Source organism: Nocardia sp. NPDC059764, assembly GCF_042732555.1.
GTDB lineage: Bacteria > Actinomycetota > Actinomycetes > Mycobacteriales > Mycobacteriaceae > Nocardia.
The window spans coordinates 46,696-71,779 of sequence record NZ_JBHWHH010000011.1; the positions used below are offsets into that span (position 1 = coordinate 46,696).

A 25,084-nucleotide genomic window follows, 5' to 3' on the forward strand; every position below is an offset into this window, starting at 1 on the left:
GCCACCGCTGCCATCGCGCCGGTGTCGCCGCTGCCCGAATGCCGTATGTCCGCTGCCCGGCCGCTGCCACAGCCGACGGCACGTTACGCGACGTATCGCGCCTGTTTCCGGTGAATTGTCCTGACGCGCTGTCGGTTTCGCGCGCATGACGCCGCGGTAACCGGTGTTCCGGAATACGTGTGCAGCGGGCATATCAGCCGTAATGTATTCGGCATGACCGCCGCATTCGATGACATGGATCTCCGCGATCTCGTCGATCTGCTCTCCGAGGACGAGCAGCGTGAACTCCGCCCGGCCATACTCCGTGTCCTGCACAGACTCCCGGACCAGGAAGTGCTGCGGCGCGAACTCGGCCGCCGCATAACCTCGGTCTAGCTACCCCCCAGCGCCGCCGGTTCGCCCCGGCGGCAGAACAACTCGCTCATTTTTCCAGCGCCGCGACTCCGGTCGCGGCCCCGGCCCCGCGCCCCGCGAGGCCCCACGGCTCCGCTACGTGACGCCGAGACTGCTGATGGTCGCCGCCAGCACGATGATCGCGACACCCAGCACGGTCAGCCAGACCACATCGAAACCCTTGCTGCGCACCGCGAGCAGACCCACCCGATCGGTGGGCAGCATCAGCCGCAGCGCCGCCGCGAGCAGCGTCGCGCCGCCGAAGAAGAACGTTCCGCGCCGCCAGCGATCCCAGGCCAGGAAGACCACGGCCACCACCAGCACCGCGCCCACCAGCAGCATGGGCAGATTCTCGCGGGCGAACTCCCCCGCACGACTGCTGCGACTCTGGGGTGCGGCATGGGCTGGACTCACCGCACGAGCTTAACCGCCGCTCTGCAATGCTGGATCCCGTGTTCCATCTCGTGTTCTTCGAACCCCGCATCCCGCCCAATACCGGCAACGCCATCCGACTGGCCGCCGGCACCGGCTGCGCACTGCACCTGATCGAACCGCTCGGCTTCGACCTATCCGAGCCGAAGCTACGCCGGGCCGGGTTGGACTACCACGACCTGGCCGTCGTCACCGTGCACGAGAGTCTCGCAGCCGCCTGGGAGGCCATCGCCCCCGAACGGGTCTTCGCCTTCACCGCCGCCGCGACCACCCGCAACTCCGATATCACCTACCGCGACGGCGATGTCCTGCTCTTCGGCCCCGAACCCACCGGCCTCCCCGAGGAGGTGCTCGCCGATCCGCGCGTCACCGACCAGCTCCGCATCCCCATGCTCCCCGGCCGCCGCTCCATGAACCTCTCCAACGCCGCCGCGGTCGCGGTGTACGAGGCCTGGCGGCAGATGGGATTCCCGGGCGCGGTCTGACTAGTCGTCGACCTCGAAGCGTTTGAAGCGGGAAGTCGCGCCACCGGTGAGGCGGACCGCGGACTTGGGGACGCCGAAGTGGGCGGCCAGCAGTTCGATGGCGGCCTTGTTCGCCTTGCCCTCCACCGCGGGGGCGCGGACGTACAGCTGCAGCGCGCCGTCGTCGAGGATCTCGACGAGCGGCCCCTTCTTGCTGCCGGGTTTGATGGTCGCCCGGACCACTGTCACACCGCTCTCCTTCCCTGCTCCCGGAGCGATTCTCCCGTAGTGTCGCGGAAGCCGTGGTGGCGGGAGGCGAACGCGGCCGACCAGCTGTCGAATCCGGGCGCGGTTCAGCGGAAGTCGCGGGAGCGGCCCTCGATGCGCAGGTCCATGCGTTGCAGATGGTCGGCGACGATGGTGACCGCGCCCTCGGCGTTCTGCACCCGTCCGCGGATGAGCAGGGCGGGGGCGGTGGTGGCCAGGCGGCGGTAGCGGGCCCACAGGCCGACCGAGCAGACCACGTTCACCATGCCGGTCTCGTCCTCCAGATTGAGGAAGGTGACGCCGCCCGCGGTGGCCGGGCGCTGCCGGTGGGTGACCGCGCCGCCGACCAGCACCCGGGTTCCGTCGCGGATGTCGAGGAGCCGGTCGGCGGGGACGACGCCGAGCGCGTCGAGCCGTTCGCGCAGGAATTCGGTCGGGTAGCTGCCGGGTGAGACGCCGGTGGCCCACACGTCGGCGGCGGCCAGTTCCAGCGCGCTCATACCGGGCAGGGCGGGGGCCGCGGTGGCCGCTCCGGTGCCGGGCAGCCGGTCGGATCGTTCCCCCGCGGCCGCGCCCGCCGCCCACAGCGCCTCGCGGCGGGTGCCGCCGAGGCTGTCCAGCGCGCCCGCGGTGGCCAGTGACTCGGCTTGCGGCACGGTCAGTTCCACGCGTCCGGTGAGATCCAGGAACGAGGTGTAGGGCCCGAGCTCGCGGGCGGCCACGATCTGCTCGGCCAACTCGGTCCCGATGTGCCGGACCGCGGCCAGCCCCAGCCGGATCGCCATCCCCTTCGCCTCCAGGGTCGCCTCGGCCAGGCTGTGGTTGATGTCGGGCCCGTGCACCGTCACCCCGTGCCGCCGCGCGTCGGCGACCAGCGACTGCGGCGAATAGAACCCCATCGGCTGGGCGCGCAGCAGCCCGGCGCAGAAGGCCGCCGGGTGATGCAGTTTGAACCACGCCGAATAGAACACCAGCGAGGCGAAACTCTGCGAATGGCTTTCCGGGAAACCGAAATTCGCGAAAGCGTACACCTTCTCGTAAATGCGGTCGGCCACTTCCCCGGTGATCCCGTGCAGGTCGCGCATGCCCTGATAGAAGCGGGCCCGCAGCCGCTCCATCTTCTGCGTGGAGCGTTTGGATCCCATGGCGCGGCGCAGTTCATCGGCTTCGGCGGGCGTGAATCCGGCGACGTCCACGGCCATCTGCATGAGCTGTTCCTGGAACAGCGGCACGCCGAGGGTGCGTGCCAGCGCGTTCTTCAGTGACGGATGGTCGTAATCGGGTCTCTCCCGCCCGTTGCGCCGGCGGATGTAGGGGTGCACCGATCCGCCCTGGATCGGTCCGGGCCGGATCAGCGCCACCTCCACCACCAGGTCGTAGAAGTTGCGCGGCCGCAATCTCGGCAGGGTCGCCATCTGGGCGCGCGACTCCACCTGGAACACGCCGACCGAGTCGGCGCGGCACAGCATGTCGTAGACGGCGTCCTCGCCCAGGTCCAGCCGGTGCAGTTCGACGGTCTGGCCCTTGTGCTCGGCCACCAGGTCGATCATGTAGTGCAGCGCCGACAGCATGCCCAGTCCGAGCAGATCGAACTTGACCAGCCCGGCGGACGCGCAGTCGTCCTTGTCCCATTGCAGGACACTGCGATTCGCCATGCGCGCCCATTCGGTCGGGCACACGTCGGCGATGGGCCGGTCGCAGATCACCATGCCGCCGGAGTGGATGCCCAGATGCCGGGGCAGCCCCTCCAGTTCCCCGGCCAGCGCGAGCACGTCGTCCGGGATGTCGGTGTGCTGTTCCCCCGCGACCCCGGTCCACCGGCTCACCTGTTTGCTCCAGGCGTCCTGCTGCCCGGTCGAGAAGCCCAGTGCGCGTGCGGCATCGCGCACCGCGGAGCGCCCGCGATAGGTGATCACATTGGCCACCTGCGCCGCGTACTCGCGCCCGTATTTCGCGTAGACGTGTTGAATGGCCTCCTCGCGCCGATCCGATTCGATGTCGACGTCGATATCGGGCGGCCCGTCCCGCTCCGGCGACAGGAACCGTTCGAACAGCAGCTGGTTGGCGACCGGATCCACATTGGTGATGCCGATGGCGTAGCAGACCGCCGAATTCGCCGCCGACCCCCTTCCCTGACACAGGATGTCGTTGTCGCGGCAGAAGCTGACGATGTCGTGCACGACCAGGAAGTAACCCGGGAAGTTCAGGGTGGCGATGACGTTCAGCTCGTGTTCCAGCTGCCGGTAGGCGGCCGCGTTCCCGGCGGGTAGACCGTAGCGGCGGGCCGCGCCCGCGAAGGTGAGCTCCCGCAGCCACGAGTTCTCGTCGTGCCCGTCGGGCACGTCGAAGGGCGGCAGTTGCGGCGCGATCAGCCTCAGGTCGAACGCGCAGTCCCGGCCCAGCGCAACGGCATTGGGCACGGCCTGCGGGCAGGCCGCGAACAGGCGCGCCATCTCGTCGCCGGAGCGCAGGTGCGCGCCGCCGGTGGGAGCCAGCCAGCCCGCCATGTCGTCGAGGCTGGAGCGGGCCCGCACCGCGGCCAGCGCCATGGCCCGGCGGCGGTGCGGCGGGGCCGCGAAATGCGCTCCGGTGGTGGCGATCACGGGCAGCCCGGCCCGGTCGGCGAGGGCAAGCAGCCGGGCATTGCGCTCGTCGTCCTCGGGGATACCGTGGTGGGTGAGTTCCACGCTCACGTGGTCGCGGCCGAAACGGTCGACCAGATCGCGCAGTGCCGCCTCGGCCACCGCGTCGCCCTGCTGCAGGGCCTGTCGCACAGTGCCTTTCCGGCAGCCGGTGAGGATGTGCCAGTGCCCGCCCGCGGCCTCGGTGAGCCGGTCCAGGTCGTAGCGCAGGATGCCCTTCTCCCCCGCCGCCATGTGCGCGGCGGTCATCTCCCGCGACAGCCGCCGGTAGCCCTCCTGCCCGCGCGCCAGCACCAGCAGGTGCGGTCCGGCGGGGTCGGGGGTGCCGGTGCGGGGTTCGGAATTCAGTGCGTCCGCGTCGTTTTCGCGGCCGCGCCGCCGGGAGCCCGGGCCACGTCCGCGCGGCGCGAGATGCGCTCCGGCGCGGGCGGCGGTGCCGATGGACAGCTCGGCGCCGAAGATGGTCGGCATCCGCCATTCCCGGGCCGCCTCGGCGAACCGGACCACCCCGTAGAACCCGTCGTGGTCGGTGAGCGCGAGGGCTTCCAGCCCGAGCCGCACCGCCTCCTCCACCAGTTCCTCGGGGTGGCTGGCCCCGTCGAGGAAGCTGTAGGCGGAGTGGGTGTGCAGTTCGGCGTAGGGCACCGTGGACCGGGCGGCCCGCTCGATGTCCCCGGCCTCGTACTTCTCGCGTTTCCGCGACCAGGCCGGGCTGTCGCCGCCATCGCCCTCGACCTGTTTGCGCGCGGGATCGGGTCGCCCGGACAGCACCCGTTCCATTTCCGCCCACGTCGGCGGACCGTTGCCCCATCCCATCGGCCCACCTCCTCCACAATCCGACCGGTCTCGAGTATCGAACATACATTCGAAACCGATCGGTCTCTACGGCGGCACGCCAGATGGCCGTGGCGCGGCAACTTACTTTGGAGTAAGTTCGAGGCAATTCCACCTGCAAGGGAGCAGAAATGATGGCATCGCGAAGCGATTCGAGGAGGGGTGGCGGCGGGGCGGCGGGCGGGCCCGACACCTCAGCCGACAACGGCACCGGCTACCTGGCCCGCCGGCGCACCCGCCGCGATCTGACCGGCAAGCACGTCGTGATCACCGGCGCGTCCTCCGGCATCGGCCGGGCGGCCGCGCTCGCCGCCGCGCAGAAGGGCGCGCTCGTCATCCTGCTGGCCCGCCGCGCCGAAGAACTGTCCACCGTGGTGGACGAGATCACCGCCGCGGGCGGCGCCGCCTTCGCCTACCCGTGCGATGTCACCGACCAGGACTCCGTCGACCGGACCATCGAGACCGTGCTCGCCGCCCACGGCCACGTCGACATGCTGGTCAACAACGCGGGCCGCTCCATCCGCCGAGCCGTGCACCGCTCCACCGACCGCATGCACGACTTCGAACGCACCATGGCCGTCAACTACTTCGGCGCGGTCCGCATGACCTTGGGCCTGCTGCCCGGCATGCGCGAACGCAAGGACGGCCACATCGTCAATATCTCCAGCGCCGGCGTGCAGGTCGCCACCCCGCGTTTCGCCGCCTATCTGGCCAGCAAGGCCGCCCTCGACAAGTTCGCCGAGGTGACCGCCGCCGAGATGCGCTCCAGCAACATCACTTTCACCACCATTCACATGCCGCTGGTCCGCACCCCCATGATCACCCCCAGCGGCGACCAGGGCACCGGCACCCAGTCCCCGGAATGGGCCGCCGCCCTCATCGTCCGGGCCCTCACCGAACGGCCCCGCCGCATCGACGTCCCGCTCGGCACCCTCGCCGAATACGGCAATCTGGTGGCCCCCGGCATCAAGGAACGGGTCCTGCACCGGTACTACCGCGCCATCCCGGACTCCCCCGCCGCCAAGGGCGAGACCGTGTCCGAGCCGGAGACCACCGACGTGGAAATCAGCGTCCCGCAACGCCATCGCCGCGCCGTGCCCCCGGCCGTCCGCGCCACCGGCACCGCCCTGCGCCGCGCCGCCCGCCTGGTCCCGGGCACACACTGGTAATCGATCACGAGGCCTGGGCGGGAACCATTGCCGCTCAGGCGAGTTGCCGGAGACTGTCCAGCACCACCGCGATGGCGGGTTTGGGCGCCGCGCCACAACTGGCCTGCCGCGGCGAGTAGGCGGTGGTGCGGGCGGTGACCAGCCAACGACGGCCGTCCCGATGCGTCACCACGGCCGCACCCGCGAACGTGGCCGGATCGGTCGGGTTTCCGGCATCGGCCGAGGCGGCCTCGACGATGAGGTCGTCGATACCGGCCGTCGGGTCGACATCGCCGGACACGACGGTCCGGCCGGTGCTGTCGTCGGTCGAGGTGACCCGGGTGAACGTAGCGTCGGCGATGCGCTGGCGGACCGCTATTTCCGCCACCTGCTCGACCGGGCCGTAGCAGCTGCGGCCGCGCAGGCCGGTGAGCGAGACCTCGCCCTTGTCGGCGGCGGCGAGCATGGCGTGCGCCGAATCCTCGTCCAGGCGGCCGTACGTGAGACCCGTGGGCAGCACGATGACCGCCGGGGCGAAGCGGTGGCCGCCGGTGTGGGAGCACTCCCACACCCGCTCGGGGTGGGCGGCGGACAGGCTCGCGGCGATGGGGCGGCCCAGCAGCGCGCAACACTGGTCGCGCTTGCCGTGCGCGCAGACCAGCACCAGCGGATCCGTCACGGCCGCACCGATTCCCGGCGCGGGCCCGTCGACCAGATGCAGATCGATGTCCAGCAGTTCCCGCAGGTCGGTGATCTCGAACCGCTCGCACCACGACCCCTCGGGCCGCGAACTGGCGAGCAGAACCGTTCGGACGCCGGTGAATTCCCGCCGCCCCGCCCGCCGGATCAGGGTGGGCCGCACGTGCGCCGCCTTGGTGCGGGCGGCCAGTTCGGGGGTGATGTCGGGTCCGAGCACCTGGTCGCCGATCACGTCGCGTCCCCAGGCCCCGGGCTGTTCGACGCACAGCCAGCCGGGGATGCGGGTCGCGCTCCCGGGCAGGGGAACCTCCAGCGCCGCAGCCGAACACGACAATCCTTCGAACCCCGTCACAGCCGTCCCTCGGTCACAGTGGTTTTCCGTCGATCAGTTTCGCGATCACCTGTTCCAGCCGCCGCTGCCGGGCCTCCGGCCGCACCGCGCTGCCCAGGTGGTAGCCGACCGCGATCCGCGATTGCACGGGCAGGGTCTCGAAGAACACGGCGGCCTCCGGGTGCCGGGCCAGCGCGTCCAGGAAGTCCGGCGGCAGGTCGTGTCCGACGGCGTTGTCCCAGCGCCCGTCCGCCTTGGCCCGGTCGATCTCGGCCTGCCCGGCCGGATGCACGATCCCGGCCTCGATCAGTTCGCCCGCCAGCCCCACCTCGCGCTGCGTCCACTGGCTGCGCGGGCGGCGCGGGGTGAATCCCATGACGAGGAAATCGTCGTCGAGTTTCCTGGCCTGTCCGTCGATCCAGCCGAAGCACAGGGCCTGTCGCAGCGCGCCGTCATGGTCGAGTGAGGCGTAGGTGGAGCCCTTCTTCGCGAACTTCAGCCAAATGCCGTCCACCGCCGCGTGATTGGCCGACAGCCAGTCCCGGAACGCGGATTCGTCGGGAAACCACAGCGTGGGTCGCTCGGATGCGGACACCGTTCAACTCTAGATACCGGCAGCTCAGTGCCCCAGGAAGGGGAGCACTTCGGCCTCGAAGGCGGGGTAGCGGTCGCGGTGGATGCTGTGCCCGCACTCGAAGGCGCGGACGGTGCAGTCGGCGAGGCCGGCGCGCAGCTGCTCGAGCTTGTCGGGGTCGACCATGCCGCCGGGGCCGCCGCGCAGGAACAGGGTGGGCGCGGTGATGTCGGACAGCCCGTCCCACCATTCCGGGTAGGGCTTGCGGAACTGTTCGAGCGCGTCGCCGGTCATGGATCGGTCGAAGGCCAGCACCGCGCGCGGGTGCCGCAGCAGGCTGGTGGTGGCGTGCCACAGTTCGGGGATCGACGGCAGCCTGCGGGTGAAGCTCACCTGTTCGTCGCCGGAGCGCAGCGGCAGCGGCTGTTCCTCGATCACCAAGCGCCGGACCAGTTCCGGACGTTGCATGGCCACCCAGGAGATGGCGTAGCCGCCGAGGGAATGCCCGACCAGGTCGACGGTGTCGAGCCCGATCCGGTCGCACAGCGCGAGGATGTCGGCGCCGAATTCCTCGAACCGGTAGGACGCGGTGTGCGCGCTGCGCCCGTGCCCGCGCAGGTCCGGGATGATGACCCGGCGGCCGCGGCGCACCAGCTGGGTCGCGAACCGGTCCCAGGTGTGCCCGTCGCCGCCCATGCCGTGCACGAGGACCACCGGCGTGTCGCTGTAGAGATGTCCGCCCGTGGCGCCGGAATCGCGATAGGCGATCGACACGTCATCGAACTCGACCCGGGTGACCGTTGACTCCACGATTGCCCAGAGTACGGATCGCTGAGTGGTCGCCGCCGCAATTTGTGCGCTCCGCCATATCGAATACAGATTCGGTTGCCTATTCATTCACTTGACGAATGAATGCGGAACTGCGCAGGTCCAGGCGTGATACCAAGCGGTTTGACCTGTGAAATAGATCACTTTCACATTTTTCGGTAATCGGTCAGCCCTGACGGTAGCGTGATCCCCGATTTAGCAATACTTGTTTGTCGGGGAAATATGGTTCTCAATGCTGCCGCCCCCGCGGTCGAACTCGATGAACCGAGCCCACCGCGGCCGACCTTCGCTACCGCCTGGGTCCTCCTACTAGCCGCGCTCTGCGGGACCTTTCTCGCCGTCCCGACACTGCGCTACGACTTCTTCGGTGACGAACTGTATTTCATCGCCGCCGGAGCCCACCGCAGTCTCACCTACGCCGACCAAGGCGTCCTGATCCCACTCGTCGCCCACCTGGCCGACGCCGTCGCCCCCGGCTCCGCGCCGATGCTGCGATTACCGGCCGTCCTGATGACCGTCGCCGCCGTCGTGATCAGCGCCGCGGTCGCCTACGAGCTCGGCGGCTCCCGCACCGCCCAACTGATCGCGGCCGCCGCCTACGGCATCTCTCCGCTCGCCGCCACCCAGGCCGTGCAGCTGAGCACCTTCTCCTTCGACGCCACCCTGCAGGCCGCCATCATCTGGCTGCTCATCCGCTGGATCCGCGCCCGCGACGACCGGCTGCTCATCGCGGTCGGCGTGGTCGCCGCCGTCGACCTCCAGGTCAAGTGGTTCATCCCCACCATCCTGCTCTGCCTGGCCGCGGGCATCGTCGTCGCCGGACCGCGGGAACTGCTGTGGCGGCGCGGACTCTGGATCGGCGCGGGCATCTTCGCCGCCTCCGCCCTGCCCGGCCTGTGGTGGCAGAACCAGCACGGCTGGCCCGCACTGGCCATGAGCAAGGTGATCGGCGCCGAACAGGACGCCGCCGGCGGCGGACCCCTGGCCTGCCTGCCGCAGATGATCGGACTGGCCGGACTGCTCGGCGGCCTGCTCGCCGGCTGGGCGTTCTGGAGCCTGGCCCGGGAACGCTGGCTGCGGCCCTACATGTTCATGCTCGTCTCCTCCGGTCTGCTGGTGGCCGTGGTGCTGTTCGGGCACGGGCGGCCGTATTACACCGCCGGATTCCTGCCGGTGCTGTTCGGCATCGGCGCGGTCGCGCTGCCCTACTACCGCGGCGAGCGCGGCAATCGGGTGCTGCGAGTGGTCGCGCTGCCGGTCATCGGGTTGTCGCTGGTGATCATCGCGGCGCTGGTGGCCGCCCTGCCGCAGCCGCCGTCGCGGGTGCACACCGCCATCCGCACCCAGGCCGACTTCGCCATGCGGACCAGCATCTACGGCTACTCGGGCTGGTCCGAGCTGACCGCCGAGGTCGCCGACGCCTACCGGCAGCTGCCCGAATCCGAGCGGCCCAAAGCGATCGTCGCCCAGAACTATTGGCAGGCCGCCGCCATCCAGAACTTCGGCCGCGACTACGGCCTGCCGCCCGTCTACAGCCCCAACCGCGGCTTCGGCTACTTCGGCCCGCCGCCCGGCGACATCGGCGCGGTGCTCTACGTCGGCCTAGACAGCACCGAACCGACCCTGCGCCGCCAGTTCGGCAATGTCCGGGTCCTCGACCACCTCGACAACCCCAACGGGTTCCCCGGCGTGAACACCGGCATCGCCATCACGGTCTGCCGCGGCCCGCTGCACCCCTGGCCGGAACTCTGGCCGGACATGATGGATCTGCACCTGCCGCTCGGCATCTGAGACCACTACTCGTACAAACCCTCCACGTGCCAGACGTTGTCGTAGCCGATCAGCAGTAGCGCACGCAGCCGGGTGGCGTCCTCCGCGTCCAGCTGCACCTGGGCGCGCGCGGCGAAACCGTCCTCGAACCGGTGCGTCCACCACCGGTCGTCCACCGGCCACGGTCCCGCCCAGCCCGACAGCCGCCAGGAACTACTGCCCCAGTGCAGCTGAACCGGATCGGCCGTGAACATGCCGCGATCACTGACCCAGACCGGCGACCCGTCGACCCCCTCCAGCCGCACCTCCGGATGATGCGTGAGCACCAGCGCCGGAGCGGGCTCGGGCAATCGGCCCGGCCACGGCTGCGCCGGATCGTTCGCCGGCACCGGCTCGTCCCCGAGCGTCACCATGGTGATCCGCTCCTCCGGACCCCGCCCGCCACTGAGCACCCCCATCCGCACCGCGTCTCCGCCCAGCAGCCCCTGCACCCGGATCAATGCCCGCCGCGCCCGTTCCTCGTCCTCCCCGACCCCACCCCACAGCCCCAGCTGCAAGGCCCCGGCCGACACCACCTCCACGGGTTCCAGCCGCAACAGGGTGATGGCGGCGTTCGGCCCGGACTCCCGGTCCTCGACCGGATCCGGTTCACGCTCATAGGGCTTCGCCCTGTTCCGGTAGATGCGGGCGCGGTCCACGGCGCGGCGGGTGAGCCAGCCGTCGAGCTGCCAGCGGATGCGGTCGACGGTGCTGTCGGGGGTGAGGGGTTCGGCGCAGCGCCAGATGCGGGAGAACTCCTCGCCCGCCTCGGTTTCGGCGTGGATCACCAGGCGGGTGCAGGCCACCGCGGCCGCGGCCAGCTTGGTGTGCAGTTCGGCGGCGAGCATGCGGCCCGCGAAGGCCGCCATGTCGACGCGTTCGATCGGCGGGTCGCAGCGCTGTTCGACGGTGAGGTCGGCGGTGGGCAGGCGGGCCGCGGGCGGCCGTTCCGGCAGCGCGCGGGCGCACCGGTGCGCGACGATGGCGTCCGCCCCGAACCGCGACGCCACCTCGGCGAGCGTGAGCGCCGCGAAGTCGCCGATCCGGCGCAGCCCCAGCCGGTACAGCAGATCCACCAGCTCGACCCGCTGCGGCGCGGCCAGCACCGGTTCCCCCGCCAACTCCGAGATCGGCATGGGCGCAAGGAATTCCGCCCCCTTGCCGGACGGCACCAGGGTGGCGCGGCGGGCGGCGAAGACCGCGGTGGACAACTCGTCGGCGATGCCGATCTGGCATTCCACCCCGACCGCCGCCACCGCGTCGACCAGTCGTTCGGCCGCGGCCTCCTCCGATCCGAAGAACCGCGCCGCGCCGCGCGCCGACAGCGCCAGCATGCCCGGCCGCAGCACCTCGACCCCCGGCACCGTCGCGTCCACGGCCGTCACCACGGGCTCGAACAGCCGCGCGTCGCGATCCGGATCGTCCTGCGCCACCAGCAGTTCCGGGCACCGGCCCTGCGCCTCCCGCTTCCGCAGCCCGCGCCGGATCCCCTCGGCCCGCGCGGTCGCCGTGCACGCGATCACCCGATTGGCCGCGAGCACCGCCACCGGCCGGGTGGCCTCGACCCCCGCGTCGGCGGCGGCCGCCACCGCGGGCCAGTCCGGGCACCAGACCACCAGGACCCGTCTAGGCCGGGACATGACAGTCGCCCGCGGTGCGGTCAGGACGCGGCATGGCGGGCGAGCCGTAGCTCGGGCGCGGCGGGGACGGCGGTGTCGGCGTCCGCGGTGGACACCCATTCGACGCGGCCGTCGGCCGGACTGAGGGACAGGTGGCCGAGCCGGGGCTGGGCGGAGCGGCCGCGGACCGAGACGTCGAGGCGGACGGTCCGCAACCGGCCGCAGCCCCGGCCCAGTCCGCTGTATCCGGCGACCCGGGTGTCGATGTGCAGCGCGGACCCGGACCAGGAGCCGTTGGTCACCATCAGCGTGGAGTTCTTGCCGCGGGCGCGGGCGGCCAGGACGCGGGCGCGAGACATCGGCACCGCCAGCCCGTTCAGCCCGAGAACCACCAGGTCCAGGCCATCGAGCAATACCGAGGCAACTTCGAGGGGATCGGGCCCGGGATCGGAGACCACGGCCAGCCGGTCCAGCCGCGCTCCCATCTCGGCGGCGGCCAGCAGGCCCAGCCGCGGCAGCCCGACCACGGCGGCGTGCCCGCCGGCGCTCGTCACCGCGGCCAGCAACCCGGAGATCAGCGAGCCGGCGCCGTTGTAGACGACCACCGAACCCTTGGCCAATCCGCCGTCGGGCAAAAGGTTTTCGAGTGCCGCGGGCACCGGCAACGGCTCCCGCCGTGGCTCCGGCGCCACCGGTACGCGCGCCGTGGCCTCGGCGCCGCGCGCCGGGACCGCGGCCATTCGCCGCCGCAACTCCGCCAGCTGTTCCCGCCTGGCTTCCGCCGCCGCACCCATCCAGTGACCACCTCTCCCAGTCGACGGGCTAGCACCGATCCAGCTACCTGACATAATCGAACTCATGTTCGATCAATGCACAGTAGAACTCGAGTCCCGGGACGCGTCAAGAGTCAGTGGCCCCCACCACGGCCGCACAACCTGTGCGACCCCTCCCCGCCCGCCGCCGGCCCGGCGGCAACCGGCTGTCCAGAAGAGAGCGTGGGCGGGTCAGGTGTCGTTTCGCCCGGAAGATCCCAGGACCTCCGAGAATCTCCCGCCGCTCCCCCATCACCGGAGGTCGTGCGAAACACGGTGTGTCCGTAAAGGTCTGGAAAGGAATCCACGAGACCGCGCCGCAAGACCCAGCAAACCCCGGGTTTCGAACCAGGCCAGTCAGGATGGTTTTCCGCTACCCTGCACCCGTGACCGAACGCGCTCGTCCCATTGTCGGCCCCGATTATCTGGTGGCCGGTCGCTACCGTCTGCAATCCAAGCTCGGCGGCGGCGGCATGGGTGCCGTCTGGCTGGCGACCGATCGCCTGCTGCACCGCGATGTCGCCATCAAGCAGGTCCTCACCACGCAGGGCCTGAGCGAGGACGAGGCGCGCGAGGTCCGCAGCCGGATCATGCACGAGGGCCGGGTCGCGGCCAAGCTGTCACACGAGCACGCCATCGCCGTCTACGACGTGGTGCTCGAGGCCGGTGAACCCTGGCTGGTCATGGAGTACCTGCCCTCGCGCAGTGTCGCCAAAGCCCTTGCGCTGGTGGATCAGTTGTCCCCGATCGAGGTGGCGCAGATCGGCGCGCAGGTGGCCGACGCGCTCGCCGCCGCGCACGCCGCGGGCATCGTGCACCGCGACATCAAACCCGGCAACATCCTGGTCGCCGACCGCGGCGACGAGGTCGGCATGGTCAAGCTCTCCGACTTCGGCATCTCCAGCGGCGCCAACGACACCAGCGAGGAGATCGGCGACGTCATCACCGGCACCCCCGCCTACCTGCCGCCGGAGGTCGCCCGCGGGGCCCGCCCCACCACCGCCAGCGACGTATTCTCGCTCGGCGCAACGCTGTACACCGCCATCGAGGGTCAGCCGCCCTACGGTTTCGACGAGGACAGCAATGTCATCGTGGAGCGCGCCGCCATGGCCCAGATCGCCCCGCCCGCCCGCAGCGGCCCGCTCACCGAGGTGCTACTGCACATGATGGAGCCCGCCCCGCAGCGCCGCCCCACCATGACCGAGGCCCGCAACGAGATCCTCACCGCCGCTTTCGGTCCCGGCACCGCTCCCTACATCCTGAACGCTCCGGTCCGCACCGAGGACGGGACGATTCCGGCGTGGGCGGCCCGCAATTCCGCGGCCGGACTGCGCAGCCCGAACTCCAGCCCGCTGCCGCGCCCGCAGCGCACCACCCCCGCGGCCCCGGTCGCGGCGCAGCCCAAACCGAAGGGCTTCGAGTTCGATTTCAGCAAGCTGGGCCCGAACGCGGGCCCGCTGGCGGTGGCGATCGGCCTGCTCATCGGCCTGCTGATCATCATCGTCATCCTGGTTGCGCTGTAAGCGCTTCCGATCGACGCCCTCAGTCGATGCGACGCCGGTGCGCCCATCGGGTGAGGGCGTTCCGGTTCGACTGCTGGGTCTTGCGCAGCACGTTCGAGGCGTGGGTCTCCACCGTCTTCACCGAGATGAACAGCGTCTCGGCGATCTCGCGATAGGTGTAGCCGCGCGCCAGCAGCCGCAGCACCTCCAGTTCGCGCGGGGTCAGCGAATCCAGTTCCGGATCCAGCGGCGGTTCGGGGACCTGCGACTTGCCGGTGAACGAGTCCAGCACGAACCCGGCCAGCCGCGGCGAGAACACCGCGTCCCCACCCGACACCCGGCGAATGCCGTCGGCCAGTTCCGGCCCGGAGATGGTCTTGGTGACGTACCCGCGCGCGCCCGCCCGGATCACCGCGATCACGTCCTCGGCCGCGTCGGACACGCTGAGCGCCAGGCACACCGGCCCGGCGTCGATGCCCTGCAGCACCGCGACCCCGCCGCCGTCGGGCATGTGCACGTCGAGCAGCACCACGTCCGGCGCGGTCGCCTTGATCCCGGCGATGGCCTCGCCGACGCCGCCCGCCTCGCCGACCACCTCCATATCGGATTCACGGCTCAGCTCCGCCCGCACCCCGGACCGGAACACCGCATGATCGTCGACCAGAAAGACCCGGACGCTCACCTAGTTCTCCTCACCTGACGAACCCTGCCCCCATCGGTACCACAATCCCCGGCCCCCGGCGCGCCCCACAACTCACAGCTGCGCGGCGTCTTCCGGGCTGTCGGTCTGCACCACCAGCCGCTCGTCGCCGCCGTCCTTGCGCGGCATGAAGATTCGCACCTCGGTGCCGTTGCCGGGCGAGGACTTGATCTCCACGTGCCCGCCGCGCCGGTCGATGCGGGCGTGAATGGACTTGGCCACGCCTCGACGGTCCGTGGACACCGCGTCCGGGTCGAAGCCCTTGCCGCGGTCGCGCACGAAGACACTCACCTGATGCGGTTCCACTTCGGCGTAGAGGTCGATGGTCGGCACCCCGGCGTGCTTGGCGGCATTGACCAGCGCCTCCCGGCTGGCCCCCAGCACCGCGGTGAAATGCTCCTTGGGCAAACCGATTCCGCTGTCGTCGAGATCCATCGACACATCGCCCACGGTGACCGGGGTGACCTTCACCCCGTGCTGATCCTCCACCTCGCCCGCGATGGTGCGCAGCGCCGCGGCCAGGCTCGACTGCGCGGGCCCGGCGTCCTCGAACAGCCATTTGCGTAGCTCGCGTTCCTGGCTGCGGGCCAGCCGCACCACTTCCTGCGGATCGCCGGCCTGGCGCTGGATCAGGGCCAGCGTCTGCAGCACCGAGTCGTGCAGGTGCGAGGCGATCTCCTCGCGTTCGTCATTGCGAATCCGCGCCGCCCGTTCGGAATTCAGCGCCCGCACCATGCGCAGCCACAGCGGCACGGTCAGCAGTCCGGCGCCCACCAGGGTCACCGCCACCGCCAGCAGCGCCGACCCGAGCGAACTCAGATTGATCCGCCCCAGCACCACCACCCCGAGCCCGACCACGATGAGCGTGGCCCCGCCGACGATGCGCGCCCACGTCACCACCGACGGCTTGGCGGGCAGTCCGATGACCGATCTCGGTCCGTCCGCGTCGAATTCGCGCCACACCAGCGCCGCGCCGACCGCCACCACGATGATCGGCCCCACCACGTGCGCAGCCGTCCCGTTGAACAACCACGCGGTCGCCACCGACAGCGCCATGCCGAGCAGCGCCATACCGATGGCCTGCCGCCGTTCGGATCCGGTCGGCGGGGCCGCGTCGGCGCCCGCGGGAGTGAAGATCCACAACATGCCGTAGGCGACGATCCCGGCCCCGGCGAGGGCGGACAGCAGCACGAACGCCATCCGCACCTTGAAGACATCGATCCCCAGGTGGTCCGAGAGCCCGCCCGCGACCCCGCCGACCACGCGCCCACCCGTGCGCCGCACCAGCTTGGGCTGGGTCGCCACGGTGGCGGCCCCGCGGGCAGGGTCGTACAAGGGCGCGGACGGATACATGCCTCCGATACTGGCACGGGTATCCGACACCCGGCATCGGGAAACACCCCGATTCGACCCCTGAGCGACGACAGGTTTCAGTTGTCACTTACAGGTCTTATCTGTCACCACCAACCCGGTCCTGTCACCACCAACCGCAGTTACCGAACTACCCCACGAGGTCGTCCGAGGTTCTTCTGGAATCGAGTGCCGCGACAGGCATCGTCATCTCGCCGGTTATGGCAGCGCAGACCACCGACCAGCGACGCGGCAATTGACCATGCAGCACAAGACGTCCACCGCAGAGTCCGACACACTCGCGGTTGTTGCCAGATCTATCCAGCGGCAGGTCTGTGACCACCGCACAGCGACCATGGAAGTCGACCGCTCAGCCAGGCGCGCGCGAATCCCGGGAAACCCATTCGAGCGCGCCACATGCATCGCCAGCGGGCCCCGAGGCGGGTCAGGAGCGCAGGTCGCGGCGGTTGAAGCGGAGGAATCCGAGACCGATCGACACCGCTGCGGCCGCGAGCAGGACCGCGGCGTCGCCCCATTGCATGCCGTGGCGCAGTGGTTCGCCGCCGATGTAGTAGTGAAACGGCGAGAGGTATTTCAGCCAGTCGGCGCCGATCATGCCCGCGAGGGTGCCCGCGATATAGGCGAGCACACCGACCGCGACGGTGATGGCCAGGACTTGGCCGCGTTTGCCGAGGGCGGCGCCGAGTCCGATCGCGAGGGCTCCGAAGGTGATGCCGAGCAACGCCAGATGCGCGCACTGAGCGGCGAATTCGGCGACACCGATCGATTCCAGGTCGGCGCCCGGCCGGATCGCCAGCATCGCGAGCAGCACCAGGGTCGCGGTGGCGACCGCGCCGGTGACCAGACCCGCGAAACGTTGCAGGGCCAGGCGGGTTCGGCTGATCGGGTGGGCCAGCAGCAAATCCAGGTAGCCGGATTCCTCGTCTCCGGCGATCGCGCGGGCACCGAAGGTGACGCCGTAGGCCATCATCAGCAGCGGTAGCAGCAGCCCGAAGACCGTGGAGCCGAGATACCCTGCGGCCGAACCCATGTCGTTCAGGCGCAACGCTTCCCGCATCGCTTCTGGGTAGTTCTCGACGGTCGCGGCCATGCCGCCCTCGGAGACCTGCGGGTAGAACCCGGCGTACATCGCTCCCACCACCGTGGTGCCGATCGCCCATCCGAGCAGGGCGCGACGGTTGTCGAGCAGGGTGCGGGTGTAGAGCTCAGGCAGCAGCATGGACGTCGTTTCCGGTGTAGTAGGCGTGGAACAGGTCCTCGAGCGCGGGCTCGGTGACCAGCAGCCCCGCCAGGTTGTGGTTGGCCAGGGCGCGGATCAGGGCGTCAGGGCTGCCGGTCACCTGGCAGCGCAGATTCGCCCCGTCGGCGTGGACGTCGCTGACGCCGGTCAGCGCGAGGAAGGGGGTGGGGTCGGCGGGGCCGGTGAAGGTGACTTCGACCTGGCGCACCGCGTCGGCACGCAGCCCTTCGACGGTGTCGAGGGCGACCAGGCGGCCCTCGCGGATGATGGCGACGCGGTCGGCGACGGCTTCGACCTCGCTCATGATGTGGCTGGACATGAACACCGTCTGCCCATTCGCGGCGGCCTCGGCGACCATGTCGAGAAAACGCTGCTGGGCGATCGGATCCAGCCCGGACGTCGGTTCGTCGAGGATGAGCAGTTCGGGTTCGTGCACGAAAGCCTGCACCAGCCCGACCTTCTGCCTGTTGCCCTTCGACAGCTGCGAGATCTGCCGACTCTGATCCAGTTCGAGGCGCTCACACAGCTCGTCGATCCGCGCCGCGCCGGCGCCGCCGCGCAACGCGGCCAGAAACCGCAACGCGCTCCCGACCCGCTGACGGCCCGGCGCGACGAAATCACCCGCGAGATAACCGATCCGGTCGTGCAGCTGGACCGCTTGGGCGCGCGGGTCCATCCCGAGCACGCGCACGGTGCCGGCGGTGGGCCGGATCAGATCCAGCAGCACCCGGATGGTGGTGGACTTCCCGGCGCCGTTGGGGCCCAGGTAGCCGAAAACCTCGCCGGGTTCGACCGACAGGGACAGATCGACCAGCCCGCGGGCTGCGCCGTAGGTCTTGGTGAGACCGTCCAGCTCGATAGCTTTCATAGGCTGGAACATATCTAGATTTCAGAGATTTGTAAATACTCAGAAGGTTCATGCTCTGCTATCTTCTGGGTATGGGAACCAATGACCGACTGCGTGAAGCCGCGGAGAAACTGGCGCTGACCTTGTCGGCAGGCGGCGGCATGCAGCGTTCGACCGCCCGGGTGCTCACCGCGCTGCTCTACACCGAGCAGGACACGATGACCGCCGCGGACCTGTGCGAGGAGCTGTCGATCAGTTCCGGCGCGGTGTCGACCGCGATCAAGCACCTCACCCCGGTCGGGCTCATCGAACGCGTGCCCGCGCCGGGGAGTCGACGCGACCACTACCGCTTCCGTTCCGGCGCGTGGGCGGCGCTGATGTCGCAGCAGAACACCATGCTGGCCACCATGCGCGACTCCGCCCGAGAAGGACTCGCCGCCGCCGATTCCGGCACGATCACCGCGCGCCGCATGCACGAAATGCAGGACTTCTACACCTTCATGCTCGACGAACTCGTTCCCCTGATCGACCGCTGGCGCGAGAAATACGCCGCCGAGCACCCCTGATGAGGCGGCAGCGTCGTTCGCCACGTCATCGGGTGGCCACGATCGGGGGCTGGGGTCATCTGGTCGGCGTCAGCGAAGCCACGCAACCGTCGAAACTAGGAACCCGCAAATGCGATGCCCCACAGTGGATGACGCGACTGGGCAGCCGCGGTGCCGCCGTGATATCCCCATGGCCGCGATCCGCACGATGGTGCACAACCCCGTCAGGGTTGCCCCTGACGGCACTGTCGCGCGTGATAGCCGCACGGCCAGGGTCGTGCTTGGGCGACAGGTGTGGGCCGGGATTCGGCTACTCGCAGATGTCGAACGCTGTGGCCAGGCCGACGACTTCGAGTACGCGGGTGACGCAGTGGGAGCCCTCGACACACAGCTCGCACTGGCGGCGGTGGGCGAAATCGAGGGCCTCGACCATGGGTGGCACCGCGTGGCGCCAGCCCATCGACTCCCGCCGAGATCTGGTCGAACCAGCGCTGCAGTCAGTGGGTCTTCGCATGCTGCCCGCGATCGTTCTAGTTTCGCAGGTCGCGGTGGTTGAAGCGGTAGGTGAGGGCGCACGTGGCGCCTCGGTGTCCTGTGGCCGCACCGATTCCGGTTGCGAGAGCGCCGAACACGTCGGATGTGAAGTCCAGGTTCAATCCCGTATAGCCACCGGAGGACTGTGTAGTTATCGGACGCGCAATAGCACCATGGGGAGGGTATCGACCGGCTCACCGGTGGCTGCCTCGATCGTTTCGCGCAGTTTGGCCCACGCCGCGGGGTGGCGCTGGATGTACCGGTCAAGCGCCAGAGCTGATTCGGTGGTCGTCATCGGTGTCGCGATCGCGGAGACGCCGCGTCGGGTACCGACCGAGATTCGCACCTCGGGATGCGCGGAGATGTTGCGGTACCACTGTGCTTTCGTTCCGAATCCGGAGACGACGATGTACTGGTCGGGCGCGGGTCGGTCCACTACCTCCAAGACGACGTATCGGCGTTGCCCGCTGCGTCGGCCCGTGTGTTCGAGCATCAGGAGCCGGGTACCGAAGACGAAGCCGAGCCCGGCCCGGTAGAGGGCGATCGGGGCTCGTACCACCCAGCGGGTTCTCAGTGCTCGCGCACCGACCTTGGATGCGAGATTCGGTGTGGCCATGCGTTGTTCTCCTTCGGATGTGGCCGTGATCGTCATTGGGCACGTTCGCGCACGACGTGCGCGGTATCGATGCGTCGCACCAGGCGCGCCGCGGGGAGTTGCGACAGCACCGCGGCCATCGATCGCGCTGGTCGACGAGTCCATCACCATCGCGCAGTTTCGGACCCTGGTAATCCTGTCCACGCGTGGTCCGTCAAAGGTCGTCACGTTGTCCAACGCGTTGAACGTGCAACCGTCGACCGCGGCGCGCATGGTGGACCGTCTGGTAGCCGCGGGCCTGGTGAACCGCAAGCAGAACCCCGAGTCCCGCCGGGAGCTCATCATCGAATTGACCACACTCGGGCACCGCGTCGTCGACCAGGCGATCACCCGCATACAGCAGAGCCGCAGCATTCAAATCGATCTCAGGACGAGGTCTGCCGACCCGTACGCGCCGCACCGGATCCCACCCCAACGCCATACTGATGTAGCCGAGACCATCGCCTCGATCGTCGCGAAGGGCGATCGCCATCGCTGAGTTCCTCTCGCATCCACCGGTCGCGCAGAACGTCGGATCACGCCGACGACCGGAAATCCGGTGCCATCCTCGTGAAGATGCCGTACGAATCAGGCACTGCGCAAACAAGAATCCATAACGACGTCGGCGCAAATATCGAAACCTATGCAGAGGTTGACACCATTGGGGCATGGAGGATCTGCCGTTCGATGCACAGGAACGCCTGGCACTGTGCGATCTGTTCGAAGAACTCGGACCCAACGCTCCCACACTGCTCGAGGGCTGGACCGCCAAAGATCTCGCCGCCCACCTCGTGCTGCGTGAACGCGATCTCCTCGCCGGACCCTGCCTTGTGCTCCCCGGACCGTTCCAACGCTTCGCCAGCCGACGCCAGACCAGGCTGACCCAGCAGCACGAGTTCGACTGGCTCGTGGAGAGGATCCGGTCGGGTCCTCCTCCGGGGTTCTTCCGCCTCGGATGGGTTCGTAGCTTCCCGAGTCTCAATGAGTTCTTCGTCCATCACGAGGACCTGCGCCGCGCCAATGGCCGGAGTCCACGCAGCGACCTGACGCCCGCACTCGAAACAGCGTTATGGCACAACGTCTGCCGCGGTAGTCGCTACCTGAGCCGCAGATTGCGTGGAATCGGGTTGGAGATCCAGTGGGCGGCCACCACCCACATCAAAACCATCCGACCAACCGAGCCAGTAGTTCGGATCAGTGGTCCGCCCGGTGAACTGCTTATCTACTTCTTCGGCCGGCAGACCGTCGCACAGATCGAACTGGCTGGACCAGCGGACGCTGTCGCAGCCTGCCGTCGGGCCCGCTTCGGCCTCTGAACCGTCCAACGGCCGCGTGCAGAGTTCGGGTTCGCCGCTTCCGGTGACAACTACAACCAGCATTCAGTGACAACCATGGTCTGCACATATGGGTGAGGGCCCACGTCAGCACCATGCTGTGGTGACAACCAAAACCTGCCGTCACACCTGAGCGACGACAGCTTCAGTCGTTAGCGACAAGCGGCGGAGCGACCGGCGCGGCGACCGAAAAAGCTGCCGTCACCCAGCGACGCGCCGCTGACGTAGCCGCCGGCGGATACTCCGGCGGTGCACCGGCCCGCCGCGTAGAGCCCCGGAATCGGAGCGCCCCCGACGTGCAGGACCCGCGAGTCGAGATCGGTGCGCAGCCCGCCGAGGGTGAAGCCGCCCGTCATACCACGCAGGTCGATGGCCGCCACCGGCGAACCGATCGGCTTGACCCATTCGGACTTCTTGCCCAGCACCGGGTCCTCACCACGCATGGCGTGGGCGTTGTACACCTCGACGGTGGCCTGCAGCGTTCCCGCGGGCAGTCCCATCTCCGTTTCGAGTTCGGCGACGGTCTCGCAAACCCAGGTCGGCGGGAATCGCAGCTGCGGTGTCGCGGTCGGACGCGATGTCCCCTCTTCGTAGGCCGCCTCGTCGATGATCAGGAAGGCTTGATTGTCGTTGCGCAGCAAGGTCGCCTGGCCGACATGGCCGGGGTAGGTGTCCTCGGGGATGTAGCGCTGGCCGCGACCATTGACGAGGATGCCGCGGACGAACAGCTGCGGATCGCAGTAGAACGCCACTTCGGTCGCGTCCATGTGGGCCAGATCCGCACCGAGGGCCTGCGCGATCTGGATGGCGCGTCCGTCGTGCTCTTCGATCGAGGCCGCCGGACGCCCCGCGATCCGCGGCGCGAAGGCTTCGACCATGGCGTCGTTGTAGGCGAAGCTGCCGGTCGCCAACACCACGCCCCGACGGGCCCGCACCGCGACCATCCGGCCGTACCGCTTGGCGGTGAGCCCGACCACGCGGCCGTCGGCGTCGACGATCAGCGCCTGAACTCGCATGTCGTACACGGATTCCACGCCCAGCGCGGCCGCCTTGTCCGCGAGCGGTTTCATCAGCATGTACCCGCCGCCACGCTCCCCACCGGCCTGCTTATCCGACATCTGCGGCACGTGTCCGCGCGGCGCGGGCGCGGCGATCGTGTTGTACGGGGCGGAGTTCTCTCCGCCGCTGTACATCAGCCCGGCATCGGTCGGCGGCTCCCAGCCCGGCTCTCCCCAGAACTCCGCCTTGAACGGGACCCCGATCTCCTCGGCCAGCCACCGATAGTGATCGACGCTGCCTTCGCAGTACAGGTCGATCTTCGCTTCGTCGGCGCCGGGCCCCAACGCGGCCTTCATGAATGCCTTCATATCCGCGACGGTGTCGGTGAATCCACAGGCGGTCTGCAACGGTGTGCCGCCGCCCAGGTAGATGAACCCGCCGGCCATCGCCGCCGCCCCACCCCAGCCGCCGGTGCGTTCCAGCACCAGGACCTGCGCCCCCCGGGTCGCCGCTTCCACGGCCGCGCACGCACCGGCGACACCGAAACCCGCGACGACCACGTCGGCTTCGTAGTCCCACCGAGTGATCGAGTCTGCACGGACTGGACAAATCAATGCGGGGTCAACCATGAGGATTTCCTTCCACGATGCTGTGATGGCCCCATGACCGCATGCGTCGCCATCAGCACACAGTCACGGGCCCGATCAACGAAAGCCGGCGTCCGACCGGTAAGACCGGATAGCCGATTTCCCTCCCAGCGCAGCCGATTTCGGGTAAGCCCATGTCCGGGCGGTGGTCGAAGCTGCCGTAGCATCCGTCGCTGACCAGTCAGCGGTGAGCTGGTCCCGCCCACTGGTACCGCCACCGCATGCCCGCTGCGCGTGCGTCCGTTTCGCCTACCGTCGCACGGCATGGAAATCGAAGCCCGCGAAGCGATCCGCACCCTCAAATACCGCTACCTACGCACCCTGGACCTGAAGCGGTGGGACGAGTTCGCCGATACCCTCTGCTCGGATGTCGTCGCCAACTACGGCTCCCCCTCCGGAAACCTGCCCGCGGAGTTCCGCGGCCGTGACCAGATCGTCGACTACATGCGCGCGGGACTCGGCGGCAACATCATCACCGTCCATGTGGCCGGGCATCCCGAGATCACCGTCGAGGGCGACACCGCCACCGGCAGTTGGAGTCTGGAAGACACCGTCATCTTCCCCGACGATCACCGCATGATCCGCGGCGCTGCCTACTACACCGACACCTATCGCCGGGAGGGCGGCGTCTGGCGCATCGCCACCACCGGATACCAGCGCATCTATGAATCGATTCAATCCACCGACGGCCTACCGGGCTACGCCCTCACCGCCAACCGCTGGGCCCCCGCCTGAACAGGCTTTGCAGCATTCATTGCGCGGAGCCGCACGTCGCGGCAAATAGCGAGTTCTACTGCTGGGCGAAAGTCGAAACAGAGAGACGCTTAATGCCAGAAATCGTCTGTCCGCGCAAAGGATTCCCGATGAATGGGAACGGGAAACGCAGACGCATCGACACGATGGTTACAGTCACGTCGAATTTCACACCGCTCGAAGATGATAGGTGGATCTAAAAGAATGGGACGATTGGCAGGCAAGGTTGCCATTATTACCGGGGCCGCGCAGGGCATGGGCGCGGCCACGGCCCGGCTCTTCGCCGCGGAAGGCGCGAAGGTCGTCCTCGGCGACGTCCTCACCGACAAGGGCGCGGCAGTAGCCGGCGAGCTGGGTGATTCTGCCGTGTTCAGCTCGCTCGACGTCCGTGACGAGTCCGACTGGTCCGAAATCGCCACACTGGCGCTCGATCGATTCGGCGGTATCGACATTCTCGTCAACAATGCGGGTGTCATGCATTGGGGTGCGATCGAGACACTGTCGATTCCGGATACCGAGCGCCTGCTCGACATCAATGTCCTCGGCCCGCTTCTCGGCGCGAAGACCGTCGTGCCCACGATGAAGGCGGCGGGTAAGGGCGCCATCGTCAATATCTCTTCGCTCGACGGGTTGCGCGGTGTCAATGGCCTGTCTGCCTACACCGCGAGCAAGTGGGCGATCCGTGGATTGACGAAGTCCCTGGCATTCGAATTGGGCCCCTCGGGAATTCGGGTGTGCTCGATCCATCCGGGTGGTGTCGACACCGCGCTCGGCAACCCGACCGGGCAGACCGGCGAAGATCTGCAGAAGAACTACATCGGTGTGCCATTGCAGCGCATCGGCGAGTCCGAGGAAATCGCGCACGCCACGCTGTTCGTCGCCAGCGATGAAGCCAGCTACATCAGCGGCGCCGAACTGGCCGTCGACGGTGGCTGGTCGGCGGGCGCGTACTACCCGACGCTGCCTGGCGCGCCCGAAGCGATCGGGGCGCGATGATGACCGGACTGCTCGAAGGAAAAGTCGCCCTCGTCACCGGCGGCGGGCAAGGCGTCGGGCTCGGCATCGCGACCGCGCTGGCCCAGCGCGGCCCCCGCCCCCCCCGCCTCGGCCGGGCCCCCCCGCAACA

General features: G+C 69.0%; 25 protein-coding genes. 10 read left to right on the plus strand and 15 right to left on the minus strand.

Going from position 1 to position 25,084, the window contains the following annotated elements:
• Positions 1 to 213 precede the first annotated feature (213 nt).
• On the plus strand, positions 214 to 375 hold the full coding sequence (locus ACFV4K_RS04135) for a hypothetical protein (protein WP_167659831.1): 162 nt from the start codon (positions 214 to 216) through the stop codon (positions 373 to 375).
• Between the two features lie 114 nt (positions 376 to 489).
• On the opposite strand, the gene ACFV4K_RS04140 is transcribed toward ACFV4K_RS04135, so the two are convergent.
• Positions 490 to 735: a DUF3017 domain-containing protein gene (locus ACFV4K_RS04140; protein WP_379271967.1), complete on the minus strand. Its 246-nt coding sequence runs from the start codon at positions 733 to 735 to the stop codon at positions 490 to 492.
• A 98-nt stretch (positions 736 to 833) separates the two neighbouring features.
• On the opposite strand from ACFV4K_RS04140, the gene ACFV4K_RS04145 reads away from it, so the two are divergent.
• Positions 834 to 1,310, plus strand: coding sequence for a tRNA (cytidine(34)-2'-O)-methyltransferase (locus ACFV4K_RS04145; protein ID WP_379271935.1), 477 nt, complete (start codon positions 834 to 836; stop codon positions 1,308 to 1,310).
• Here the strand turns inward: ACFV4K_RS04145 and ACFV4K_RS04150 are convergent, their stop codons facing one another.
• On the minus strand, positions 1,311 to 1,538 hold the full coding sequence (locus ACFV4K_RS04150; RefSeq protein ID WP_357098257.1) for a DUF167 domain-containing protein: 228 nt from the start codon (positions 1,536 to 1,538) through the stop codon (positions 1,311 to 1,313). It abuts the gene before it with no gap.
• Positions 1,539 to 1,642: 104 nt separating this feature from the next.
• Complete coding sequence (locus tag ACFV4K_RS04155; RefSeq protein ID WP_379271936.1) at positions 1,643 to 5,014, minus strand: error-prone DNA polymerase; 3,372 nt, start codon at positions 5,012 to 5,014, stop codon at positions 1,643 to 1,645.
• Between the two features lie 149 nt (positions 5,015 to 5,163).
• Between ACFV4K_RS04155 and ACFV4K_RS04160 the strand changes: the two genes are divergently transcribed.
• On the plus strand, positions 5,164 to 6,201 hold the full coding sequence (locus tag ACFV4K_RS04160) for an SDR family NAD(P)-dependent oxidoreductase (protein WP_379271938.1): 1,038 nt from the start codon (positions 5,164 to 5,166) through the stop codon (positions 6,199 to 6,201).
• A gap of 34 nt (positions 6,202 to 6,235) precedes the next feature.
• Here ACFV4K_RS04160 and ACFV4K_RS04165 read toward each other — a convergent pair whose 3' ends face one another.
• From ACFV4K_RS04165 to ACFV4K_RS04175, 3 genes are read right to left on the minus strand one after another with little or no spacing between them, the layout of a single operon-like run.
• Positions 6,236 to 7,231 carry a sucrase ferredoxin gene (locus ACFV4K_RS04165; RefSeq protein ID WP_379271940.1) on the minus strand — a complete coding sequence of 332 codons (996 nt, stop codon included), beginning with the start codon at positions 7,229 to 7,231 and terminating at the stop codon, positions 6,236 to 6,238.
• A 13-nt stretch (positions 7,232 to 7,244) separates the two neighbouring features.
• A complete protein-coding gene (locus ACFV4K_RS04170) occupies positions 7,245 to 7,805 on the minus strand; it encodes a YdeI family protein (protein WP_379271942.1) in 561 nt (186 codons plus the stop codon).
• 24 nt (positions 7,806 to 7,829) lie between these two features.
• Positions 7,830 to 8,594 (minus strand): alpha/beta fold hydrolase, encoded by a 765-nt coding sequence (locus tag ACFV4K_RS04175; RefSeq protein WP_379271944.1) that lies wholly within the window; start codon positions 8,592 to 8,594, stop codon positions 7,830 to 7,832.
• A 240-nt stretch (positions 8,595 to 8,834) separates the two neighbouring features.
• Between ACFV4K_RS04175 and ACFV4K_RS04180 the strand changes: the two genes are divergently transcribed.
• Positions 8,835 to 10,403 carry an ArnT family glycosyltransferase gene (locus ACFV4K_RS04180; protein WP_379271946.1) on the plus strand — a complete coding sequence of 523 codons (1,569 nt, stop codon included), beginning with the start codon at positions 8,835 to 8,837 and terminating at the stop codon, positions 10,401 to 10,403.
• 5 nt (positions 10,404 to 10,408) lie between these two features.
• Here ACFV4K_RS04180 and ACFV4K_RS04185 read toward each other — a convergent pair whose 3' ends face one another.
• Positions 10,409 to 12,061 carry a DNA polymerase Y family protein gene (locus tag ACFV4K_RS04185; protein WP_379271947.1) on the minus strand — a complete coding sequence of 551 codons (1,653 nt, stop codon included), beginning with the start codon at positions 12,059 to 12,061 and terminating at the stop codon, positions 10,409 to 10,411.
• Between the two features lie 20 nt (positions 12,062 to 12,081).
• Positions 12,082 to 12,834 (minus strand): hypothetical protein, encoded by a 753-nt coding sequence (locus ACFV4K_RS04190; RefSeq protein WP_379271949.1) that lies wholly within the window; start codon positions 12,832 to 12,834, stop codon positions 12,082 to 12,084.
• 404 nt (positions 12,835 to 13,238) lie between these two features.
• Between ACFV4K_RS04190 and ACFV4K_RS04195 the strand changes: the two genes are divergently transcribed.
• Positions 13,239 to 14,375 (plus strand): serine/threonine-protein kinase, encoded by a 1,137-nt coding sequence (locus tag ACFV4K_RS04195; RefSeq protein WP_379271951.1) that lies wholly within the window; start codon positions 13,239 to 13,241, stop codon positions 14,373 to 14,375.
• A gap of 19 nt (positions 14,376 to 14,394) precedes the next feature.
• On the opposite strand, the gene ACFV4K_RS04200 is transcribed toward ACFV4K_RS04195, so the two are convergent.
• The 4 genes from ACFV4K_RS04200 to ACFV4K_RS04215 form a co-directional block, all read right to left on the minus strand.
• Positions 14,395 to 15,036 (minus strand): response regulator transcription factor, encoded by a 642-nt coding sequence (locus ACFV4K_RS04200; protein WP_213557894.1) that lies wholly within the window; start codon positions 15,034 to 15,036, stop codon positions 14,395 to 14,397.
• Between the two features lie 72 nt (positions 15,037 to 15,108).
• Entirely contained in the window at positions 15,109 to 16,407 is a 1,299-nt protein-coding gene (locus tag ACFV4K_RS04205) for a PspC domain-containing protein (RefSeq protein WP_379271952.1), read from the minus strand.
• A 442-nt stretch (positions 16,408 to 16,849) separates the two neighbouring features.
• A complete protein-coding gene (locus ACFV4K_RS04210; protein WP_379271953.1) occupies positions 16,850 to 17,644 on the minus strand; it encodes an ABC transporter permease subunit in 795 nt (264 codons plus the stop codon).
• Positions 17,631 to 18,533: an ABC transporter ATP-binding protein gene (locus ACFV4K_RS04215; protein WP_379271955.1), complete on the minus strand. Its 903-nt coding sequence runs from the start codon at positions 18,531 to 18,533 to the stop codon at positions 17,631 to 17,633. The genes ACFV4K_RS04210 and ACFV4K_RS04215 overlap by 14 nt, the downstream gene beginning before the upstream one ends.
• Before the next feature lie 71 nt (positions 18,534 to 18,604).
• Between ACFV4K_RS04215 and ACFV4K_RS04220 the strand changes: the two genes are divergently transcribed.
• On the plus strand, positions 18,605 to 19,078 hold the full coding sequence (locus ACFV4K_RS04220; protein ID WP_379271956.1) for a GbsR/MarR family transcriptional regulator: 474 nt from the start codon (positions 18,605 to 18,607) through the stop codon (positions 19,076 to 19,078).
• Between the two features lie 289 nt (positions 19,079 to 19,367).
• Here the strand turns inward: ACFV4K_RS04220 and ACFV4K_RS04225 are convergent, their stop codons facing one another.
• Together ACFV4K_RS04225 and ACFV4K_RS04230 are read right to left on the minus strand one after the other, a co-directional pair.
• Positions 19,368 to 19,490 carry a hypothetical protein gene (locus tag ACFV4K_RS04225; RefSeq protein ID WP_379271958.1) on the minus strand — a complete coding sequence of 41 codons (123 nt, stop codon included), beginning with the start codon at positions 19,488 to 19,490 and terminating at the stop codon, positions 19,368 to 19,370.
• Between the two features lie 252 nt (positions 19,491 to 19,742).
• Positions 19,743 to 20,207: a nitroreductase family deazaflavin-dependent oxidoreductase gene (locus ACFV4K_RS04230; RefSeq protein WP_379271959.1), complete on the minus strand. Its 465-nt coding sequence runs from the start codon at positions 20,205 to 20,207 to the stop codon at positions 19,743 to 19,745.
• A gap of 25 nt (positions 20,208 to 20,232) precedes the next feature.
• On the opposite strand from ACFV4K_RS04230, the gene ACFV4K_RS04235 reads away from it, so the two are divergent.
• The gene (locus ACFV4K_RS04235; protein ID WP_379271968.1) at positions 20,233 to 20,724 is read left to right on the plus strand and encodes a MarR family transcriptional regulator; all 492 of its coding nucleotides are present in this window, start codon (positions 20,233 to 20,235) and stop codon (positions 20,722 to 20,724) included.
• 169 nt (positions 20,725 to 20,893) lie between these two features.
• Positions 20,894 to 21,541, plus strand: a complete 648-nt coding sequence (locus tag ACFV4K_RS04240) for a TIGR03085 family metal-binding protein (RefSeq protein WP_379271961.1) — start codon at positions 20,894 to 20,896, stop codon at positions 21,539 to 21,541.
• 170 nt (positions 21,542 to 21,711) lie between these two features.
• Here ACFV4K_RS04240 and ACFV4K_RS04245 read toward each other — a convergent pair whose 3' ends face one another.
• Positions 21,712 to 23,187, minus strand: a complete 1,476-nt coding sequence (locus ACFV4K_RS04245; RefSeq protein WP_379271962.1) for an FAD-dependent oxidoreductase — start codon at positions 23,185 to 23,187, stop codon at positions 21,712 to 21,714.
• A gap of 282 nt (positions 23,188 to 23,469) precedes the next feature.
• On the opposite strand from ACFV4K_RS04245, the gene ACFV4K_RS04250 reads away from it, so the two are divergent.
• Both ACFV4K_RS04250 and ACFV4K_RS04255 read left to right on the plus strand, forming a co-directional pair.
• Positions 23,470 to 23,940, plus strand: a complete 471-nt coding sequence (locus ACFV4K_RS04250) for a nuclear transport factor 2 family protein (RefSeq protein ID WP_379271964.1) — start codon at positions 23,470 to 23,472, stop codon at positions 23,938 to 23,940.
• A gap of 222 nt (positions 23,941 to 24,162) precedes the next feature.
• Positions 24,163 to 24,954, plus strand: coding sequence for an SDR family NAD(P)-dependent oxidoreductase (locus tag ACFV4K_RS04255; protein WP_379271970.1), 792 nt, complete (start codon positions 24,163 to 24,165; stop codon positions 24,952 to 24,954).
• Positions 24,955 to 25,084 lie beyond the last annotated feature (130 nt).

Coding starts and splice junctions, on each gene's coding strand:
- ACFV4K_RS04135 (WP_167659831.1), top strand. CDS start 214: ATGACCGCCGCATTCGATGACATGGATCTCCGCGATCTCGTCGATCTG.
- ACFV4K_RS04140 (WP_379271967.1), bottom strand. CDS start 735: ATGCTGCTGGTGGGCGCGGTGCTGGTGGTGGCCGTGGTCTTCCTGGCC.
- ACFV4K_RS04145 (WP_379271935.1), top strand. CDS start 834: ATGCTGGATCCCGTGTTCCATCTCGTGTTCTTCGAACCCCGCATCCCG.
- ACFV4K_RS04155 (WP_379271936.1), bottom strand. CDS start 5,014: ATGGGATGGGGCAACGGTCCGCCGACGTGGGCGGAAATGGAACGGGTG.
- ACFV4K_RS04160 (WP_379271938.1), top strand. CDS start 5,164: ATGATGGCATCGCGAAGCGATTCGAGGAGGGGTGGCGGCGGGGCGGCG.
- ACFV4K_RS04180 (WP_379271946.1), top strand. CDS start 8,835: ATGGTTCTCAATGCTGCCGCCCCCGCGGTCGAACTCGATGAACCGAGC.
- ACFV4K_RS04185 (WP_379271947.1), bottom strand. CDS start 12,061: ATGTCCCGGCCTAGACGGGTCCTGGTGGTCTGGTGCCCGGACTGGCCC.
- ACFV4K_RS04190 (WP_379271949.1), bottom strand. CDS start 12,834: ATGGGTGCGGCGGCGGAAGCCAGGCGGGAACAGCTGGCGGAGTTGCGG.
- ACFV4K_RS04205 (WP_379271952.1), bottom strand. CDS start 16,407: ATGTATCCGTCCGCGCCCTTGTACGACCCTGCCCGCGGGGCCGCCACC.
- ACFV4K_RS04210 (WP_379271953.1), bottom strand. CDS start 17,644: ATGCTGCTGCCTGAGCTCTACACCCGCACCCTGCTCGACAACCGTCGC.
- ACFV4K_RS04215 (WP_379271955.1), bottom strand. CDS start 18,533: ATGAAAGCTATCGAGCTGGACGGTCTCACCAAGACCTACGGCGCAGCC.
- ACFV4K_RS04220 (WP_379271956.1), top strand. CDS start 18,605: ATGGGAACCAATGACCGACTGCGTGAAGCCGCGGAGAAACTGGCGCTG.
- ACFV4K_RS04225 (WP_379271958.1), bottom strand. CDS start 19,490: ATGGTCGAGGCCCTCGATTTCGCCCACCGCCGCCAGTGCGAGCTGTGT.
- ACFV4K_RS04230 (WP_379271959.1), bottom strand. CDS start 20,207: ATGGCCACACCGAATCTCGCATCCAAGGTCGGTGCGCGAGCACTGAGA.
- ACFV4K_RS04240 (WP_379271961.1), top strand. CDS start 20,894: ATGGAGGATCTGCCGTTCGATGCACAGGAACGCCTGGCACTGTGCGAT.
- ACFV4K_RS04245 (WP_379271962.1), bottom strand. CDS start 23,187: ATGGTTGACCCCGCATTGATTTGTCCAGTCCGTGCAGACTCGATCACT.
- ACFV4K_RS04250 (WP_379271964.1), top strand. CDS start 23,470: ATGGAAATCGAAGCCCGCGAAGCGATCCGCACCCTCAAATACCGCTAC.
- ACFV4K_RS04255 (WP_379271970.1), top strand. CDS start 24,163: ATGGGACGATTGGCAGGCAAGGTTGCCATTATTACCGGGGCCGCGCAG.